Genomic DNA, 18356 nt, shown 5'->3' on the forward strand with positions numbered 1-18356 from the left:
CATCATGTTTTCGGCAACGCCCGGACCGGCCGACCCATGAACCGTCACCCTGCCGCCGTCATTCATGCCGGCGCAGTAGTAGCCGACTGATCCTCGGACAGCGACCGTAACGGGGCTGTCGATGCCAACGGCAACAGCATGACTGCCGCGTGGGTTGATGACTTCGAATTCCGTATCGTTCGCACCTTTGGAAAGGGCATGCAGCGCGCTGTTCAACTCGCGAAGAGGGGTGTTGGAAAGATCGAATGTGGGCATTGAATCCTCATTGTTCCGGGAGACGGTCTGAGCCGGCTCCTCCTTTTCAGGCGTCCCTCAGGCGGCCTTGTCGTGATCCCAGAAGTAAACGGTTGCCGGCTCCGGCTCCCAGACACGGGCATTCTCGATGCCGGGAAGGTTGACCAGCGCGCGATATTCCGAGCCGAAGGCGACATACTGGTCTGTTTCGGCCATGACGGCAGGCTTGCATGCGATCGGGTCGCGCACCACGCCGAAGCCGGACTTGGTGCCGACAACGAAGGTGAAGAAGCCATCGAGATCGTCGAGCGCACCGGTCAGCGCCTGGCCGAGATCCTTGCCCTTGGCCATTTCGGCCGTCAGATAGGCGGCGGCGACTTCGGAATCGTTCTGCGTCTCGAAGGTCATGCCTTCGCGTACCAGCTCGCGGCGCAGGTTGTTGTGGTTGGACAGCGAGCCGTTGTGCACGAGGCACTGGTCGGCGCCGGTCGAGAACGGGTGGGCGCCGAGCGTGGTGACGGCGGATTCAGTCGCCATGCGGGTATGCCCGATGCCGTGGGTTCCGCTCATCGCACGGACGTCGAACCGCGCCACGACGTCTTTTGGAAGACCGATTTCCTTATAAATCTCGACGCTTTCGCCCGATCCCATGAGACGGACTGCCGGGCGGATCTCTTCGAGCACTTTGCGTACATTTCCGAGCATGGATGCTTCCAGCTCGATGATCGCATGCGTGCTCTTGATCGACACATCGGCTCTAATGCCCGCCTTCTCAAGGTCACCAGCAAGGCCTTCGAAGTCCACGCCCGGATTGGCGGACTGGACGGTAATTTTCGCCCTGCCCTCAGCAGAACCGCCATAGATTGCGATGCCAGCCGAGTCCGGTCCGCGATCCGTCATGGTGATCAGCATATCCGAGAGCAGATTTCCAAGCTGAGGCTCAAGGCTCTTGTCCTTGAGGAACAGTCCAACAATGCCGCACATAGCGTGTGCCTCCGTTCAGTTGATGGAGAAACAGCTAGCACGCAGATTATCCTAGATCAACTCGGAAGAACTAAATGTTCGTAAGAAGAAACATTTTGGTTAGGCGATGGGCAGAATGCGTAAAAGATGCGCGGCAAAATGGGGCAAATGCCCATTGAGTGGACGCACTGGAAATACATTCAGGGAAATCGGCGCGCAAAAGCAGCGGCCTTTGGCTCTACAAGGATGCCAAAGGCCGCGATGTCTGCGCAATTCGACAGGCCAGAAGCCGGTCAGGCTTCGCTGCCAGCTTTGTTTGGATAGGAAATGATCGAAAGATAACGGCATGGAAGCTGAACGAGCTGTTCCGGTCCGTGCGGAGCGTCAGCGTCGAAGAAAAGGCTGTCCCCCGGCTCCATGTCATAGAGCTGGTCGCCATGCCGATAAACAACTCGACCTTCGAGCATATGAAGGAACTCCATCCCATCGTGCTGGAATGTCGGGAAAACATCCGACGCTGTCGTCAGCGTGATGAGATAGGGCTCAACCGAAACGCCGGTTGTGTTGTTATCGATATGTCCAAGCAGGCTATACTGGTGGCCAGCACGCGTGCCTCTTCGCTCGATATTCAGCCCCTGCCCCGACTTCACGAACGTAGCCTTGTGTGGCTCCTCGTATCCGCGAAAAAAGGTCGTGATCGGCACGCCGAGCGCCTTGGACAGAGATTGCAAAGTGCCGAGCGAGGGGGAGATGTTGCCGCGTTCGATCTTCGAGAGCATTCCGGATGAAACACCCGTTGCGCTCGCCAGATCCGCGATGGTGATGTTCAGCTTCTTACGGCACTCCTTGACAGCGTGGCCGATAGCCAGCTCAAGATTGTTTTCACGTGGTTCACGGACAGCGTGGGGATTTTGATCAAGCCAGTGTTTTACGGCCATCGCTTCCGCGAGTTTTTCTGCAGTCATTTATGCGTCGCTTTCCGCGTCGTTGGATTCTCAGATCTTACTCTAAAGCATATTCTGCGCTTCGTGCAGTCTTCGCTGCACGTCGTGCATCCTTGGGGCGCAAGCCAAAGAATGCTGTGAAGGCGTTCGAGAACTGTGCGGCGTTGGAAAATCCCGTCGCAAAGGCAACTTGTGAGACCGACAAGGCACTCTGCTCTATCAATCGCCGGGCATGCTTCAGACGTATCGCACGGTAGGCGCTGGAAAAGGTCGTATCCTGATGCTCGATAAACAGTCGGTTCAGGTGACGGGTACTCACGCCCGCCCACGTCGCCATCGCGTCCCGGCTAAGAGGGTTTTCTATGGAGATCTCCATCTTCTCCAACACGGAAAGAAGGACGCGGTGATGGGTCCCAAACCGTTCGGCGGATGAACCTCTCTGAGGATCCACCGAATCTCCAACCGCTGTGTGAAGATACCAATCGCTCACTCGCCGTGCGAAATCGGCTCCCATACGATCGGTGATGAGGGCGTGCATCATATCCAATGGTGCCACGCCGCCGCCGCACGTGATTCGTGCTCCGTCGATAACAAATCTCGTCTGTCTTGGTGTGAGGTGAGGAAACGTCTCGCGCAACAATGCGGCATGTTCCCAGTGGATCGTAAATTCATGATGATCAAGGAGGCCGGCGGCTGCGAGCATATAGGCTCCGCTCGAAATCGCGCCAATCTTCACACCCTGTCGAGCGAGCTTCCGCAGATGGGGATAAAGACTATCTGCCCCGGCCCAGTCTGCAGGACCACCGCCCGCGCAGACGAAGATGGTGTGAAAGGTGTCTCCCGTTTCGGCCAAGTCCTGACATTTCAGGTCAAAGCCCGCCGAACAGCTTACTGAAGCTGCATTCACCGAAAGTGGAACAACCTCGTACAAAGGGCTTCCAGAGATGAGATTGGCCGCCCGCAATGGTTCGGTCGCCGAGGCATAGCTCATGAGAGCGAAATTGCGGACCGGTACGAACCCGATCCTTTGTGTCATGCTTTTGTCGGTCATGTCCCAAAACACATGAAATACGTCCTTCTACAGCAATAATTGCGATGAAAGGCATGTTAGGTCAATCGATATCAACGTGAGATCGGGACATGAAATATTCGGCTCTATCCATTTTACTGAAGGGCTTGCGGGGCAACCGCACCTGGGGCGCCGCATGGCGCGAGCCGCAGCCCAAGCCACATTACGATGTCATCATCGTTGGTGGCGGCGGTCACGGTCTCGCTACCGCATACTATCTCGCCAAGGAATTCGGCATCACCAACGTTGCCGTGCTTGAAAAGAACTATATCGGCTCCGGTAATGTCGGGCGCAACACGACAATCATCCGCTCGAACTACCTGCTGGAAGGCAACAACCCCTTCTACGAACTTTCGATGAAGCTCTGGGAAGGGCTCGAACAGGATTTCAATTTCAACGCCATGGTGTCGCAGCGCGGTGTGGTAAACCTCTATCACTCGGATGCGCAGCGCGATGCCTATACGCGGCGCGGCAATGCCATGCGGCTGCATGGCGTCGATGCCGACCTTCTCGACCGCGCCGCCATCAAGGCGATGCTGCCCTTCCTCGACTTCGACAATGCCCGCTTCCCGATCCAGGGCGGGCTTCTGCAGCGCCGCGGCGGCACAGTACGTCATGACGGCGTCGCCTGGGGCTATGCACGCGGCGCCGACAGCCGGGGCGTCGACATCGTCATGAACTGCGAAGTGACCGGAATCCGCCAGGAAAACGGCCGCGTGGTCGGCGTCGAGACGACCAAAGGCTTCATCGGCTGCGGCAAGCTGGCGCTGGCGGCGGCGGGCAACTCGTCCCGCGTCGCGGAGATGGCCGGCATGAAACTGCCGATCGAAAGCCATGTGCTGCAGGCTTTCGTCTCCGAGGGTCTGAAGCCCTTTATCGATTGCGTCTGCACCTTCGGCGCAGGACACTTCTACGTGTCTCAGTCCGACAAGGGCGGCCTCGTCTTCGGCGGCGATATCGACGGCTACAATTCCTACGCCCAGCGCGGCAATCTCGCGACAGTCGAGCATGTCGCGGAAGCCGGCAAGGCGATGATCCCGGCGCTGTCGCGCGTCCGTGTGCTGCGCTCCTGGGGCGGCATCATGGACATGTCGATGGACGGTTCGCCGATCATCGACAAGACGCCGATCGGCAACCTCTATCTCAATGCCGGCTGGTGCTATGGCGGCTTCAAGGCCACGCCCGCTTCCGGCTTCTGCTTCGCCCATCTGCTGGCCAAGGACACGCCGCATCCCACCACGCGGCAGATGCGCCTCGACCGTTTCGAGCGCGGCTATCTGATCGACGAAAAGGGCCAGGGCGCCCAACCCAATCTGCACTGATCCGCAGTAGCAAGGACACCGAAATGGCCAGCCTCGTCGCCTGCCCGCATTGCGGCAAAAGACCCAAGGAAGAATTCACCGTCAAGGGTGCCGCGCTGAGCCGCCCCTCGCCCGAAGCAGACGGGGAAACCTGGTTCGACTATGTCTATCTGCGCGACAATCCGCGCGGCGCCTATCAGGAATATTGGCACCACACCTCCGGCTGCCGTCGCTGGCTGGTAGTTACCCGTGACACCGCAACCCATGAGATTTTCGAAAGCCGCGATGCAGCCCTGCGCCGCGAGGTGACCGCATGACCCCTCATCGCCTTCCCGCCGGCGGACTTGTCGAACGCAGCAAACCCCTCTCCTTTTCCTTCGACGGCCAGCGCATGCAGGGCTTCGAGGGTGACAGCCTCGCATCGGCGCTGCTGGCGAACGGCCGCCTGCTGGTCGGCCGCAGCTTCAAATACCATCGCCCGCGCGGCATCCTGACCGCCGGTGCCGCCGAGCCCAACGCGCTGATGACGATCGGCCAGGGCGGACGCACCGAGCCCAACACACGCGCAACGATGCAGGAGCTTTACCAGGGGCTGGAAGCGAAAAGCCAGAACCGCTGGCCGTCGCTCGATTTCGACATCGGCTCGCTGAACAGCCTCTTGTCGCCTTTCCTCGGCGCCGGCTTCTACTACAAGACCTTCATGTGGCCGGCGGGCCTTTGGGAAAAGCTCTACGAACCCTTCATCCGCCGCGCCGCCGGTCTCGGCCGCGCGACCTACGAAGCCGACCCGGATGCCTATGAGAAAAGCTGGGCACATTGCGACCTGCTGGTCGTCGGCGCCGGCGCCGCCGGCCTTGCTGGAGCGCTCTCAGCAGGGCGTGCCGGCGCGCGGGTGATCATAGCCGACGAACATGCGCAGCCGGGTGGCGGCCTGTTGTCGGAAACTGCGGCGATCGGCGGAGCAAAGGCGCAGGCCTTCGTGAAGGACGTGCTGGCCGAACTCGCTGCCCTGCCGAATGTCACGGTCATGCCGCGTACCACGGTCTTCGGCTGGTATGACGGCAATGTCTTCGGCGCCGTCGAGCGCGTTCAGAAACATATCGCCATCCCGTCCGGCAAGCTTCCCGTCGAGCGTCTTTGGCGCATCGTCGCCAAGCGGGCGCTGCTCGCCACCGGCGCCGAAGAACGCCCGCTCGTCTTCGGCGGCAACGATATCCCGGGGGTGATGATGGCAGGCGCGATGCGCAGCTATCTCAACCGCTACGCCGTTGCGCCCGGCCGCCAGGTGGCGATCTTCACCACCAACGACAGTGGTTATGCGCTGGCGCAGGATCTCGAAGCTGCCGGCATCGTACCGACGGCGATTATCGACAGCCGCGCGGCCACACCTTCCGCCTACACGGGCCGAGCCCGGATCGTTTCGGGCGCGGTCGTCAGGGATGCCACCGGCGGCAAGGTGCTGTCCGGCATCACAATTGATAGCCGCAGCGGCAGTGAATCGCTGAAGGTCGATGCGCTCGCGATGTCCGGCGGTTTCAGCCCGGTCATTCACCTCGCCTGCCATCGCGGCGGCAAGCCGCAATGGTCCGATGAGCTCTCGGCTTTCCTAGCCCCCTCGGGTCTGAAGGGATTGGCTCTGGCGGGTGCCGCTGCCGGCATCGATGGTTTGGCGGCCTGTTTGGAAGATGGCGCTGCAAAGGGCGCGGCCATTGCGGTGGAACTCGGCTTTGCCGCCGCCAAGCCCGGTTTCGGCGCCGTCTCCGGCGAGATCTCGTCGCCGCCGGCCAAGCCGCTCTGGACCATACCGGGCGTGCGCGGCAAGGCCTTCGTCGATTACCAGAACGACGTCCACCGCAAGGATCTCCATCTTGCCGTGCAGGAAGGCTATGGTCATGTGGAGCTTGCCAAGCGCTACACAACCAATGGCATGGCGACCGATCAGGGCAAGCTTTCCAATATCAATACCATCGCCCTGCTCGCGGAAGCCCGCGGCATTTCCCCCGCCGAGGTCGGCACGACCACCTTCCGGCCGTTCTACACGCCAGTTTCCTTCGGTGCGCTGACCGGCCCCTCGCATGGCAGCCATTTACAGCCGGTGCGCAAATCGCCGCTGCACGACTGGGCGAAGAAGAACGGCGCAATCTTTGTCGAAACCGGCCTCTGGTATCGTTCCGCCTGGTTCCCGCGTGCGGGCGAAACCGGCTGGCGCGAAAGCGTTGACCGAGAAGTCAGAAACGTCCGCCTCAACGCCGGTCTTTGCGATGTCTCGATGCTCGGCAAGATCGAGATCACCGGCGCGGATGCGGCCGAATTTCTCAACCGGGTCTATTGCAATGCCTTCCTTAAGCTGCCGGTCGGCAAGGCCCGCTACGGTCTGATGCTGCGCGAAGACGGCATGATCTATGACGACGGCACCACGAGCCGCCTCGATGAGAACCGCTACTTCATGACCACGACGACGGCCTATGCCGCAGGCGTCATGAATCATCTGGAATTTTGCGCGCAGGCGCTGTGGCCGGAACTCGACGTCCGGCTTGCCTCGGTCACAGACCAGTGGGCACAGATGGCAATTGCCGGGCCTAAATCGCGAGCGATCCTCGAACGTATCGTTGATGCCGATATTTCTAACGACGCCTTTCCCTTCCTGGCCGCATCGGAGGTTTCGCTCCTCGGTGGCCAGGTGCATGGCCGGCTGTTCCGCATCTCCTTCTCCGGCGAACTGGCCTATGAGCTGGCCGTGCCGGCGGGTTATGGAGAGGCCGTAGCCGACGCGATCACGGAGGCCGGCGCCGACCACGGCATCCAGCCCTACGGCGTCGAGACCCTGTCCGTGCTGCGTATCGAGAAGGGCCATGTCACCCATAACGAGATCAACGGTACTGTCGTGCCGGGCGATCTCGGTTTCGCGAAGATGGTCTCGGCTACGAAACCGGATTTCATCGGCAAACGGATGCTGGAGCGCAAAGGGTTGAACGACCCGCAACGCCAACAGCTTGTTGGGGTGGTGCCACTCGATGAGGCAACAAGCTTCCGCACCGGCTCACATATTCTGGAGAAAGGTGCGGCTCCGACGCTGGAAAACGATCAGGGCTATGTGAGCTCAAGCTGCTATTCGCCGCATCTTGGCTCGACCATCGGCCTCGCCCTCGTGCGCCGCGGTTCAGAACGCCATGGAGAAGAAGTGCTGGTCTGGAATGGTCTGCGCGGCGAATTCACGCCCGCCCGATTGTGCAGTCCAGTCTTCTACGATCCCGCCAATGAAAAGCTACATGTCTAAACCGGGAGATATCTGATGTCCGAATTCCGCGTCACGCTTCGCCCCGCATTGGCTGGCCGACCGCCGATCTCTCGATCTGGCGTGCATATCGAAGCGCTTCCTGAAGGAACGGTTCTGCATCTGCTGGCCAATACCTCCAGTCCGAAGGCCCCCGCACTCGATGCGGAAGCCAAAGCCGCAGGTCTCTCGCTTCGCACTTTGTCTCCGGGGCAATGGTTTGCGGTCAGCGCCGCGCCGTTCCCGTTTGCTGAACTGAATGACCTGAAGGCGATATTGAAACCCAAAGCGGATGTAGTGGATCAGAGCCACGGGCGCGGGCGGATTGCCATCCGCGGTTCCATGGCAACGCGTGTTCTCGCCAAGGGCACTGCCGTGGATTTTGCACTCGCCGAATTTTCAGTTGGACAGTCAACGACGACCCTCGTCGGTCATATTGCCGTATATCTGACGCGCACAGAGGAAGAGGCATTTGAACTGATCGTACTCCGAGGCTTTGCCGAAAGTCTTTGGGACGATCTGGCGCGAATGAGTGTGGAGTTCAGTTAGGAGTACCAGTTACACCTCTCTAAGCCGCGTGAGCGGACCCGAAGCTGAAGACTAGATCCGACAAACCGTCAGACATGGTTGGCGTGGCCGAGTGCCGCGAGGCTCGCCTCCTGCAGGGCTTCACCGAGGCTTGGATGGGCGTGGATCGTGACACCGGCGTCTATGAGGGCGGCGAGATCTCGATGTACTATGATCCGATGATCGCTAAGCTCTGCACCCGGGCACCGACGCGGCATGAGGCGATCGCAGCGATGGCCAACGCGCTCGACGAATATTCGAGGAGCCCCGAAAGCCGCAAAACGCTGATATCAGGCACGCTTGCCAACCGGACCCGCCGGCTGGGCGGTCAATATGTGGTAGTGAGCGGCAAATACCGCTGGCCGAGACTCTGAATGCCGATATGTCTAACCACACCAAAAGCCATTCACCGGCGGCCGCGACATCGACCGGGAAAGGTGGTATTTTAGCCCGTGGTCATTCCATGCCGGGGCCTGGGTCATGGGCACTATTCAGGAAAAACCGTCGGTGGCGTCGTCGTCTTCAGTGGGAAGCACTGTTGTGAACGAAATTCGTCAGACGCCGATTCTCGCGCTCATCATATTCGTGCCGGTCGTGATCCTTCTGGAACGGTTTTCCCCCGAAGCGCACACGCTGCTCTTCGTTATGTCGGTCCTGGCGATCATTCCTTTGGCGGCACTGCTCAGCCGCGCCACCGAGGCGGTCGCCGCCAAAACCGGAGATGCCGTCGGTGGCTTGCTCAACGCCACCCTCGGCAATCTGACCGAACTGGTTATATCGCTCGCGGCTCTCCAGGCCGGTCAATACCTCTTGGTCAAGGCGTCGATAGCGGGTGCGATTGTGACCAACACCCTCTTCATGCTGGGCGGCGCCTTCCTGTTCGGAGGTCTGAAGTATCACCTTCAGGAATTTAACCGGATCAACGCCAGGTTCCAGGCCTGCCTATTGTTCCTGGCGACGATCGCCGTCCTGGTTCCCTCGCTGATCAGCCAAGTGGATCAGCCACCCGCGCTCGCCGTTTCCCAGAAGCTGAGCTTGGGATTGGCCATCATTCTCATCGTTGTCTATGCGCTGGGCATGTTGTTTTCGCTGCGGACGCACCGAGAGCTTTTCGCCAGCGTCAGCCATGCCGAAGAACACGAAAAGCTGTGGCCGGTAAAACTGAGCATAGTCATGCTGGTCGTCGTCACGCTGCTGGTCGCGCTGGTTAGCGAGATCTTCGTGGGATCGGTCCAGGTCGCCGCCGAGCAGCTGGGAATGACGCCGGCCTTCGTAGGTTTCATCGTCGTCGCTCTGGTGGGCGCGGCAGCGGAAATGACAACCGCATTTTCGGCCGCCCGCGCAAATCGTCTGGATCTCAGTGTCGGGGTCGCGTTGGGCAGTGCGGTTCAGATCGCCCTCTTCGTCGCGCCGATTTTGGTGCTTGTCAGCTATTTCATCGGCCCTGAACCCATGACGCTTCAGTTCTGGCGGGGTGCCGTCACGATGATGGTCGTCGCCGCAATGGCGGCGGCTCTTTTGTCCAATGGTGGTCGTGGAGCCTGGTACGCGGGTGTCATGGCCCTGGCGCTTTATGCCATCTTTGCGTTTACGTTGTTTGTCTTGCCTCCGGCAACTCCGTCTTAATCTAACGGCACCACTTATGGAGGGGCACAGTCAGAAAAGTCGCTTGCGACCTCCACAGTATCAGCGCCTGCGCTTCGCATGCCTTTTTACAACCAGACAAGGGATCGAAGATGAGCCTCTATGTGGCCGAAATTTCCGGGCGTGGCGTCCTGGCGTTCGAAGCGGCGAACGATGTCGAGGCAACGACGCGGCTCGCAGACACGCTGCTCCTGCGGGACCTACGCATTCTCCAAAATCAAGGCCGCTCGCTATGGGACGGTGTTTCAAAAATGCGGCTGCGGGAACCGAACCCCAGGGAGCTCGAGATCTGGCAAACCAGACGCGCCGCTGCGGCCTCCTCTTCATCCGATGAAGATGACAAAAGCTGGCGCGTCTTCCTGATCGCCGTGGTCGATCCATCCGCATTCGACGACGACCACGACTATGATGGTCCCGGCGACTGAACAGTGCCACCCTGTTTGCGAGGACCATAAATCGAAAGGCAGGAGCCTATGGCGGGAGGTAAACGGTCTCAAACGAAGGGAATGAGAAGACTGTTTTTCGCCGCGCTCTTCCAGCAGGTTCGCATATTGTGGCCGATCTTTTCGGGAATGCTTATTGTCATGATCGGATGTGGCATGGTCATCGGACAGATCGAGGATTGGCGGCTCGGGGAAACCCTGTATTTCACCTTCGTCACGGGGCTTACGATCGGCTACGGCGATCTTGCGCCCAAGCACACTGTAGCGCGGCTATTGGCTCTTATGATCGGTCTTTCCGGCATCATTCTGACAGGCCTGGTTGCCGCCGTCAGTGTTCAGGCACTCAATGCAGTAGATCGCGATCGAGTAGAACGGGATGATGCTTCCGGCGGCTCTTGAGTTGCGGTTGGCTGTCCGCTGACCAGCACCGACAGCTAGTCTTTCAAGATCGCAGCATAGCGCGGATCGAATTCACGGCTGATTGGTCCGGCGGCAGCTCCGAGTGCGACGGACCAGGGGTCGGCCATGCCGATCTGTAAGCGTGGAACGGTCCGATCGCGACGCTCGGCGATCGAGGGCAGCAACGAACCCATGGCTGTGATGAGCCGGTCCACCAGAATCCGTGGTGCGCTGCCGCATAGGATGACGGTCTGCGGATCGAAGATGGTTTCGATCAAATGCACGCTCCATCTGAGATCGGAGGCGGCCGCTTCGATCCATTCGATGATCCTGCGATCGTCGGCCGATACGAGATCATGGATCTTGGCATAAAGATCCGGATCGGCCGGATCGAGCGATAGATATTGATAGAGTGATGCCAGCGACGCGCGATGTTCGAGGGGCGTCGACTTGCCTCCGACGGCGAGCAAGGCCATGCCGATTTCGCCGGCATTGCCGTTCGCGCCGGTATAGAGCTCGCCGCCGAGAACAAGGCCGGCACCGATGCCGTAGCCGACATAGAGGCAAACCGCATGATCCAGCCCGTGCGCGGCGCCTACCATTCGCTCGGCAATCGTCGCCGCGGCGGCATCGTTTTGGATGCTGACATTAAGACCGGTGCCAACGGCAAGGGTTTCAAGCAAGGGAAACTTCTGCCAGGCCTCCATCATCCAGGGATCGTCGCCGTTGCCGGCAAGGCCGAAGGGACCTGGCATCGCCGCCCCGAGGCCGACCAGCTTCTCCTCGGATTGCGGCGCGACCACTGCCAATTGCTGCCGAACATCCGCGACAAGGTCGAGAATGACCTTGGCGCCTGTCGTCGGTCCACCCGAGGGAAGCTTCGCCTCCAGCCGCACCAGCACATTTCCAATGAGATCGACGGCAATCGCTCTCGTCATATGCCGGTCGATTTGAAGGCCGATCGCAAACGCACCTTCCGGGACCAGAGCGTAGGGCGTCGAAGGCTGCCCGCGGCCATTGCGCACCGTCTGCCGCGATGCCACGAGACCATCGCGCTCAAGTTCGTCGATGATGTTGGAAACCGTCTGCTTGGTCAGCCGGGTGGCGCGCGCCAGATCCGCCCGTGAAAGCGCTCCATTGACGCGCAGAGCATCGATCATAACGCGTCGGTTATGAGCGCTGGTGCCTTCGTGATTGGTGCCGCTCTTGGCCCGGATCGGGCGGCTATCGTTCATGTGCAATTCCCTCTTGACACCAGTAGAATATTGAAGAAGTAATTAAGTCAAGACAATTGACTTAATGAGAAACCGAAGAGTTTCGTGGGAACAAATGGGCCGGCAGTGGCCCGACGATGACCCGAGAGTCGGACATCCGGCTCCCGGCTGCTTTTTAACAACCGGTCGCGGTGAGAGCCGCCATCGGAAATCGCGTGAAAGTCAAAAACTGGAGGGTGGAATGTTGAAATCCCTAAGCAAGACGTTGTTTGGCGCCGCGCTGATCGGCGCGTCTTTTGCATCGCATGCATTGGCCGAAACGACGATCAACGCGCTTTTCATGGCGCAGGCCGCCTATAGCGAAGCCGACGTGCGCGCCATGACCGACGCCTTTACCAAGGCTAATCCCGATATCAAGGTCAAGCTCGAATTCGTTCCCTATGAAGGCCTGCACGATAAGACCGTGCTGGCACAGGGCTCAGGCGGCGGCTATGACGTCGTCCTCTTCGACGTGATTTGGCCGGCCGAATATGCGACGAACAAAGTGCTCGTCGACGTGTCCTCGCGCATCACCGACGACATGAAAAAGGGCGTACTGCCCGGCGCTTGGACCACCGTGCAATATGACGGCAAATATTTCGGCATGCCGTGGATTCTCGATACCAAGTATCTGTTCTACAACAAGGAAATCCTGGAAAAAGCCGGCATCAAGAACCCGCCGAAGACCTGGGACGAACTCACCGAACAGGCAAAGACCATCAAGGACAAGGGGCTGCTGGCAACGCCGATCGCCTGGAGCTGGTCACAGGCCGAAGCCGCGATCTGCGATTACACGACGCTCGTCAGCGCCTATAAGGGTGACTTCCTGAAGGACGGCAAGCCGGCCTTCCAGACGGGCGGCGGCCTTGATGCCCTGAAGTATATGGTTTCGAGCTATAAATCCGGCCTGACCAATCCGAACTCCAAGGAATTCCTGGAAGAAGACGTCCGCAAGGTCTTCGAAAACGGCGATGCCGCTTTCGCGCTGAACTGGACCTACATGTACAATATGGCGAACGATCCGAAGGACAGCAAAGTGGCCGGCAAGGTCGGTGTCGTGCCGGCGCCGGGCGTAGCGGGCAAGAGCGACGCCTCCGCCGTGAACGGTTCGATGGGCCTTGGCATCACCGCAGCCAGTAAGCATCCGGACGAAGCCTGGAAATACATCAGCTTCATGACCTCGCAGCCGACGCAAAACCAATATGCAAAGCTCAGCCTGCCGATCTGGGCATCCTCCTACGAGGACCCGGCCGTCACCAAGGGGCAGGAAGAACTGATCGCCGCGGCAAAGGTCGGCCTTGCAGCCATGTACCCGCGCCCGACGACACCGAAATATCAGGAGCTTTCGACAGCACTTCAGCAGGCGATCCAGGAATCGCTGCTCGGTCAGTCCTCGCCGGAAGACGCTTTGAAATCGGCTGCCGATAACAGCGGTCTCTAATGCCGCCGCCAACGGGTGGCGCAAAGCGCCGCCCGTTTCCAATCCAGTCCGACAAATAAAAAGGGTGGCCTAAAAATGTCCGGCACCTGGATGACGACCCGCGCGTGGCTTTTGATGCTGCCGCTCCTCGTGGTCATGATCGCCGTTATCGGATGGCCCCTGGTGGATACCGTCCGTCTCTCCTTCACTGACGCCAAGCTCGTCGGCACTGAAGGCAGTTTCGTCGGGATCGATAACTACACGAAGATGATCTCAGGTTCGAACTTCCAGCGGACCCTTGTCACGACCGCCTTGTTTGCGATCATTTCCGTTGCCGCCGAGATGGTGATCGGCGTGCTTGCCGCATTGCTGCTCAATCAGGAATTCCGCGGCCGCACGGCGTTGCGTGCACTGATGATCCTGCCTTGGGCTCTGCCGACCGTCGTCAACGCGACGCTCTGGCGGCTGATCTATAATCCGGAATACGGCGCCTTGAACGCGGCGCTGACGCAGCTAGGCCTGATCGATGCTTATCGCTCATGGCTGGGAGAGCCCGCCACTGCCCTTTCGGCGCTGATCGTCGCCGATTGCTGGAAGAACTTTCCCCTCGTCGCGCTGATTGCTCTGGCGGCGCTGCAGGCCGTTCCGCGCGATATCACCGCCGCCTCGCTGGTCGACGGCGCCGGACCGATTGCCCGCTTTCGCTTCGTGATCCTGCCCTATCTCGCGGGTCCGCTGATGGTGGCGCTGGTGCTGCGGACCATCGAAGCCTTCAAGGTCTTCGACATCATCTGGGTCATGACGCGCGGCGGCCCCGCCAACAGCACGCGGACATTGTCGATCCTTGTCTATCAGGAGGCCTTCTCCTTCCAGCGGGCCGGATCCGGCGCGTCATTGGCGTTGATGGTGACGCTGCTGGTGACAGTGCTCGCCGCCGGCTACGCCGCGCTGGTGCGCAAGACGGTTGGGAGTGCTGCCTGATGGAACGCCGGAGCCCGATCTTCACCGTCTTCATCTATGTCGCGGCACTGCTGCTTGCTGCCGTCATTCTCGCGCCAATCCTCTGGCTGTTCGTCATGAGCATTTCGCCGGCCGCCGATCTCGCGGCGAAACCGCTGCGCTGGTGGCCGCAGACGGCCGATTTTTCCCGTTACCGGCTGCTGTTCTCGACGATCGAGAACAGTACCGGCGCTGCATTCACCTCCTCGCTGCGCAACAGCATCGAAATCGCGGCTATGGCGACGATCGCGGCTATTGCGCTTGCCATCCCGGCGGGCTGGGCCGTGTCGCGCACCCCGTCCGTCGGCTGGTCGCTATCCATGGTGATCGGCACCTACATGCTGCCGCCGGTGGCGCTCGCCGTGCCGCTCTATATGGGCCTTGCCTATCTCGGCATGCTGAACAACGTCTTCGGGCTTGCGCTCGTCTATCTCACCATCCTCGCGCCGTTCACGACCTGGCTCATGAAATCTGGTTTCGATTCCATTCCGAAAGAGATCGAATCCGCAGCCATGATCGACGGCGCCGGCCTCTTCCAGACGCTGAAGATCATCACGCTGCCGCTTGCCATGCCGGTGATCGCGACATCGGCGCTCTTCGCGTTCCTGCTGGCCTGGGATGAATTCTTCTATGCGCTGCTCTTTACGTCAGACCAGCGGGCGAAGACCCTGACCGTCGCCATCGCCGACTTGGCAGGCGGACGTGTATCCGATTACGGACTGATTGCGACCGCCGGTGTGCTTGCCGCCCTGCCCCCGGTGCTAGTCGGTCTCGTCATGCAACGCGCCCTGATTTCGGGGCTGACAAGCGGCGGCGTCAAGGGATGACCATGACCGGACAAAAGACACGACTGACAGGGCTTGTCGCGATCGATCGCGAAATGGCGCGCCAGCATGCGGATGCCATCGCCTCCTACCAAGGCGCTGCCGAAATGGCCGCAAAGGCAGCCTCCTCGCTGAAGAAAACGGGGAAGCTCCTGCTCCTCGGCATGGGTGGATCGCATGCGGTGAACCGCGCGGTCGAGCCGCTTTATCGCGCTCTTGGCATTGATGCGATCGCCTTGCCGCTCTCCGAGCAGCTCGGCCAGCCGTTGATGCTGGAGGGCCGAACGGTCTTCGTTACCTCGCAATCCGGCGAAAGCGCCGAAGTCGTCCGTTGGTTCAACGAAACCGGCGGCACGGACGAGACATTCGGGCTGACGCTCGAAGGCGGCTCGTTCCTGGCAAAGGCTGCACCATCCCTGGTCGGCGCCGGCGGCACGGAACTGGCCTTTGCGGCAACACGCAGTCTGACCGTCACGTTTGCCCTCCATCTCGCAATCCTTGCCGCGCTCGGCGAAGACCCGGTGGCGGCACTTGCCGTTTTGAAATCCCCTCGAGACGTCGATATCGCGCCGGCACTTTCCGCACTCGCGACTATCGACACAGTCGTCACGTCCGGCCGCAAATTGCAGGGTGTTGCGGAGGCGCTTGCGCTCGGTTTGACGGAGCTGTCCCGCCGCCCCTGCTTCTCGCTCGAAGGCGGACAGCTTCGCCACGGGCCTATGGAAATGCTCGGGCCGAACATCGGCGTCGTCCTGTTTCGCGGGCGGGACAATACGGCGGGTCTTGTCACCGCGATGATCGTCTCCGCCGTGGAAACCGGCGCGCCGACCGTCGTCTTCGATGCATCCGGTGAGGAGCCGGTGGCGGGCGCCGTGACCCTTCGCTTCGAGCCGGCGACCGGTCTTGCGGCGATCTTCGCCATGCTGCCGATCGCGCAACGGCTGATGATCGCCTTTGCGGAAGCCCGCGTCGAGAATGCAGGAACGCCGGTCCGATCGACGAAAATTACCCGGAGTGAATGAATGAAGCCGCTTGCAGTCATCGGCAATGTCAATGTCGACCTGATCCTCGGGCCTGCCGCACCTTGGCCGAAGGCAGGCACGGAGATCATCGTCGACCATGACGAACTGCGTGTCGGCGGCGCAGCGGGGAATAGCGCGCTTGCCTGGGAAGGCATGGGCGTCGACTTCGAGATCGCGGCAAGTGTCGGCAGCGATGAGTTCGGCCACTGGCTTGCCCAAGCTTTCGGCGAACGGGCTGCGAAGTGGCCCGTGCACCCTGAGCGCACGACGCTTTCGGTGGGGATCACCCATCCGGACGGCGAACGCACGTTCTTCACGACGCGCGGCCACCTGCCGCGCCTCAGCCTTGCCGATGTCTTTGCCGTTCTCGACGGATCAACGCTTTCCGGCGGTTATGCCCTTCTCTGCGGTCCCTTCCTGACGGACGACCTGACGCAGGATTACGGCGCATTGTTCGACTGGGCCGATAGTCACGGGATCGCGCTCGCACTCGATACCGGATGGCCGCTCAATGGTTGGACGGATGAAAATTGCACCGCCACGCGCGGGTGGCTGTCGCGCTGCCGCATTGCCCTGTTGAATGAGGTGGAAGCGACCACGCTCGCAGGTTTGGACGATCCTCCAGACGCCGCACGCCATCTCCGCTCGCATATGCCCGAAGGGGCGATCGTCGTCGTCAAACGCGGTTCTGACGGCGCGATCGCCATCGACGGGGATGGAGCACTCATTGCCGCCACCGCGCCCCAGGTGAAAGTCGTGGATACGATCGGCGCCGGCGACGTCTTCAATGCCGCATTTCTGGCCGCACTTGCCCGCGGCGAAATACTTTCCACCTGTTTGGCTGCTGGAACGGAGGTCGCCTCGCGCGCCATTTCCACCCTGCCCCGCAGCTATAGCGAGCTCAACGCGACGAAGGAGGCCGCACGATGAGCGCGCTCGAGATCCAGAATATCCGCAAGACCTATGGTCAGGTCGAAACGCTGAAGGGCATCGATATCGCGCTTGAGAGCGGCGAATTCCTGGTGCTGCTCGGCTCTTCCGGCTGCGGCAAGTCCACGCTGCTGAACATCATCGCCGGTCTTGCCGAGGCGACCAGTGGCGATGTGCGGATAGGTGATCGCTCGGTTCTGGGCGTGCATCCCAAAGACCGCGACATTGCCATGGTGTTCCAATCCTATGCGCTCTATCCAAACTTGACGGTCCACCGCAACATCGGCTTCGGCCTTGAGATGCGCAAAGTGCCGACGGCGGAGCGCGACAAGGCCGTGCGCGAGGCTGCGAGACTGCTTCAGATCGAAAATCTGCTGGATCGCAAGCCGAGCCAGCTTTCCGGCGGCCAACGGCAGCGCGTAGCGATCGGCCGCGCCCTTGTGCGGAAGCCGGAAGTCTTCCTTTTCGACGAGCCGCTTTCGAACCTCGATGCCAAACTGCGCATGGAAATGCGCACGGAGCTCAAGCGTCTTCATCAGATGCTGAAGACGACGGTCGTCTACGTCACCCACGATCAGATCGAGGCGATGACGCTCGCCACCCGGATCGCGGTCATGCGGGACGGAAGGATCGAGCAGTTGGGCACGCCGGAGGAGATCTATAACAGTCCCGCAACGCTCTATGTGGCAACCTTCGTCGGCGTACCGCCGATGAATCTCCTGAAGACCACGGTTCGCGCCGATGGGCTGCTATTGGAAGGCGCCGGCGCTCGGCTGCCGCTCCCCGAACGCTTCAAAGGGAAGGTCAAAGAAGGCCAGCATGTCATTCTCGGCATACGGCCTGAAGCACTGCGTCTGGAACAGGGCGCTCTATCCATCGAGGCAACGCCCGAAATCGCCGAATTGACCGGTCCCGAACTCGTGGTCTCCGCCATTGCCGGAGATCAGCGGCTGACCGCTTGCCTTGCTCCCCGCACGCCGATCAGCGCCGATCGGAAGATGACTCTGTTCTTCGACGATGAAGCAATACATCTCTTTGACGCAGAAACCGGGCTTAGCTGCCTCCGTTAG

17 protein-coding genes and 2 pseudogenes are annotated in these 18356 nt (G+C 60.6%); 14 read left to right on the plus strand and 5 right to left on the minus strand.

What is annotated here, in order from left to right; translation table 11 throughout:
* The 4 genes and pseudogenes from C9E91_RS05030 to C9E91_RS05045 all read right to left on the minus strand — a co-directional run.
* A pseudogene (locus tag C9E91_RS05030) lies at positions 1-255 on the minus strand (protein GlxC); the annotation flags it as partial.
* 57 nt (positions 256-312) lie between these two features.
* Positions 313-1218: a class II glutamine amidotransferase gene (locus tag C9E91_RS05035; RefSeq protein ID WP_107107280.1), complete on the minus strand. Its 906-nt coding sequence runs from the start codon at positions 1216-1218 to the stop codon at positions 313-315.
* Between the two features lie 272 nt (positions 1219-1490).
* Complete coding sequence (locus C9E91_RS05040) at positions 1491-2162, minus strand: helix-turn-helix domain-containing protein (RefSeq protein ID WP_181316011.1); 672 nt, start codon at positions 2160-2162, stop codon at positions 1491-1493.
* Positions 2163-2199: 37 nt separating this feature from the next.
* The gene (locus C9E91_RS05045; RefSeq protein WP_107107281.1) at positions 2200-3192 is read right to left on the minus strand and encodes a GlxA family transcriptional regulator; all 993 of its coding nucleotides are present in this window, start codon (positions 3190-3192) and stop codon (positions 2200-2202) included.
* Between the two features lie 89 nt (positions 3193-3281).
* Here C9E91_RS05045 and C9E91_RS05050 point away from each other — a divergent pair, with 89 nt between their 5' ends.
* The 8 genes and pseudogenes from C9E91_RS05050 (at position 3282) to C9E91_RS05085 (ending at position 10838) form a co-directional block, all read left to right on the plus strand.
* Positions 3282-4532, plus strand: a complete 1251-nt coding sequence (locus C9E91_RS05050; protein WP_107107282.1) for a sarcosine oxidase subunit beta family protein — start codon at positions 3282-3284, stop codon at positions 4530-4532.
* Positions 4533-4555: 23 nt separating this feature from the next.
* Complete coding sequence (locus C9E91_RS05055) at positions 4556-4828, plus strand: sarcosine oxidase subunit delta (protein WP_107107283.1); 273 nt, start codon at positions 4556-4558, stop codon at positions 4826-4828.
* A complete protein-coding gene (locus C9E91_RS05060) occupies positions 4825-7788 on the plus strand; it encodes a sarcosine oxidase subunit alpha family protein (protein ID WP_107107284.1) in 2964 nt (987 codons plus the stop codon). Before C9E91_RS05055 ends, C9E91_RS05060 begins: the two co-directional genes overlap by 4 nt.
* Positions 7789-7803: 15 nt before the next feature.
* Entirely contained in the window at positions 7804-8334 is a 531-nt protein-coding gene (locus C9E91_RS05065) for a sarcosine oxidase subunit gamma family protein (RefSeq protein WP_107107285.1), read from the plus strand.
* 85 nt (positions 8335-8419) lie between these two features.
* Positions 8420-8609: pseudogene (locus C9E91_RS19945) on the plus strand (acetyl/propionyl-CoA carboxylase subunit alpha); the annotation flags it as partial.
* 223 nt (positions 8610-8832) lie between these two features.
* Positions 8833-9978, plus strand: coding sequence for a calcium/proton exchanger (cax, locus tag C9E91_RS05075; protein WP_107107286.1), 1146 nt, complete (start codon positions 8833-8835; stop codon positions 9976-9978).
* A 110-nt stretch (positions 9979-10088) separates the two neighbouring features.
* Positions 10089-10421 (plus strand): hypothetical protein, encoded by a 333-nt coding sequence (locus C9E91_RS05080; protein ID WP_107107287.1) that lies wholly within the window; start codon positions 10089-10091, stop codon positions 10419-10421.
* 81 nt (positions 10422-10502) lie between these two features.
* Positions 10503-10838, plus strand: a complete 336-nt coding sequence (locus C9E91_RS05085) for a potassium channel family protein (protein WP_107107326.1) — start codon at positions 10503-10505, stop codon at positions 10836-10838.
* 35 nt (positions 10839-10873) lie between these two features.
* On the opposite strand, the gene C9E91_RS05090 is transcribed toward C9E91_RS05085, so the two are convergent.
* Entirely contained in the window at positions 10874-12073 is a 1200-nt protein-coding gene (locus C9E91_RS05090; protein ID WP_107107288.1) for an ROK family transcriptional regulator, read from the minus strand.
* A gap of 220 nt (positions 12074-12293) precedes the next feature.
* Between C9E91_RS05090 and C9E91_RS05095 the strand changes: the two genes are divergently transcribed.
* The 6 genes from C9E91_RS05095 to C9E91_RS05120 all read left to right on the plus strand — a co-directional run bounded on the left by C9E91_RS05095 (position 12294) and on the right by C9E91_RS05120 (position 18356).
* Positions 12294-13532 (plus strand): extracellular solute-binding protein, encoded by a 1239-nt coding sequence (locus tag C9E91_RS05095; protein ID WP_107107289.1) that lies wholly within the window; start codon positions 12294-12296, stop codon positions 13530-13532.
* Between the two features lie 75 nt (positions 13533-13607).
* Positions 13608-14492 carry a carbohydrate ABC transporter permease gene (locus tag C9E91_RS05100; RefSeq protein ID WP_107107290.1) on the plus strand — a complete coding sequence of 295 codons (885 nt, stop codon included), beginning with the start codon at positions 13608-13610 and terminating at the stop codon, positions 14490-14492.
* Positions 14492-15337 carry a carbohydrate ABC transporter permease gene (locus C9E91_RS05105; RefSeq protein ID WP_107107291.1) on the plus strand — a complete coding sequence of 282 codons (846 nt, stop codon included), beginning with the start codon at positions 14492-14494 and terminating at the stop codon, positions 15335-15337. Before C9E91_RS05100 ends, C9E91_RS05105 begins: the two co-directional genes overlap by 1 nt.
* Positions 15334-16356 carry an SIS domain-containing protein gene (locus tag C9E91_RS05110; protein ID WP_107107292.1) on the plus strand — a complete coding sequence of 341 codons (1023 nt, stop codon included), beginning with the start codon at positions 15334-15336 and terminating at the stop codon, positions 16354-16356. The genes C9E91_RS05105 and C9E91_RS05110 overlap by 4 nt, the downstream gene beginning before the upstream one ends.
* A complete protein-coding gene (locus C9E91_RS05115; RefSeq protein WP_107107293.1) occupies positions 16357-17286 on the plus strand; it encodes a PfkB family carbohydrate kinase in 930 nt (309 codons plus the stop codon).
* Positions 17283-18356 (plus strand): ABC transporter ATP-binding protein, encoded by a 1074-nt coding sequence (locus tag C9E91_RS05120; RefSeq protein WP_107107294.1) that lies wholly within the window; start codon positions 17283-17285, stop codon positions 18354-18356. The genes C9E91_RS05115 and C9E91_RS05120 overlap by 4 nt, the downstream gene beginning before the upstream one ends.

Source organism: Rhizobium sp. SEMIA4064 (assembly GCF_003025035.1).
In the GTDB taxonomy this organism is placed as follows: Bacteria; Pseudomonadota; Alphaproteobacteria; order Rhizobiales; family Rhizobiaceae; genus Rhizobium; species Rhizobium paranaense.

Bases quoted from the DNA above. Each gene is read 5' to 3' on its own strand.
- C9E91_RS05035 (WP_107107280.1), bottom strand. From the start codon at position 1,218: ATGTGCGGCATTGTTGGACTGTTCCTCAAGGACAAGAGCCTTGAGCCT.
- C9E91_RS05040 (WP_181316011.1), bottom strand. From the start codon at position 2,162: ATGACTGCAGAAAAACTCGCGGAAGCGATGGCCGTAAAACACTGGCTT.
- C9E91_RS05045 (WP_107107281.1), bottom strand. From the start codon at position 3,192: ATGACCGACAAAAGCATGACACAAAGGATCGGGTTCGTACCGGTCCGC.
- C9E91_RS05050 (WP_107107282.1), top strand. From the start codon at position 3,282: ATGAAATATTCGGCTCTATCCATTTTACTGAAGGGCTTGCGGGGCAAC.
- C9E91_RS05055 (WP_107107283.1), top strand. From the start codon at position 4,556: ATGGCCAGCCTCGTCGCCTGCCCGCATTGCGGCAAAAGACCCAAGGAA.
- C9E91_RS05060 (WP_107107284.1), top strand. From the start codon at position 4,825: ATGACCCCTCATCGCCTTCCCGCCGGCGGACTTGTCGAACGCAGCAAA.
- C9E91_RS05065 (WP_107107285.1), top strand. From the start codon at position 7,804: ATGTCCGAATTCCGCGTCACGCTTCGCCCCGCATTGGCTGGCCGACCG.
- cax (WP_107107286.1), top strand. From the start codon at position 8,833: ATGGGCACTATTCAGGAAAAACCGTCGGTGGCGTCGTCGTCTTCAGTG.
- C9E91_RS05080 (WP_107107287.1), top strand. From the start codon at position 10,089: ATGAGCCTCTATGTGGCCGAAATTTCCGGGCGTGGCGTCCTGGCGTTC.
- C9E91_RS05085 (WP_107107326.1), top strand. From the start codon at position 10,503: ATGAGAAGACTGTTTTTCGCCGCGCTCTTCCAGCAGGTTCGCATATTG.
- C9E91_RS05090 (WP_107107288.1), bottom strand. From the start codon at position 12,073: ATGAACGATAGCCGCCCGATCCGGGCCAAGAGCGGCACCAATCACGAA.
- C9E91_RS05095 (WP_107107289.1), top strand. From the start codon at position 12,294: ATGTTGAAATCCCTAAGCAAGACGTTGTTTGGCGCCGCGCTGATCGGC.
- C9E91_RS05100 (WP_107107290.1), top strand. From the start codon at position 13,608: ATGTCCGGCACCTGGATGACGACCCGCGCGTGGCTTTTGATGCTGCCG.
- C9E91_RS05105 (WP_107107291.1), top strand. From the start codon at position 14,492: ATGGAACGCCGGAGCCCGATCTTCACCGTCTTCATCTATGTCGCGGCA.
- C9E91_RS05110 (WP_107107292.1), top strand. From the start codon at position 15,334: ATGACCATGACCGGACAAAAGACACGACTGACAGGGCTTGTCGCGATC.
- C9E91_RS05115 (WP_107107293.1), top strand. From the start codon at position 16,357: ATGAAGCCGCTTGCAGTCATCGGCAATGTCAATGTCGACCTGATCCTC.
- C9E91_RS05120 (WP_107107294.1), top strand. From the start codon at position 17,283: ATGAGCGCGCTCGAGATCCAGAATATCCGCAAGACCTATGGTCAGGTC.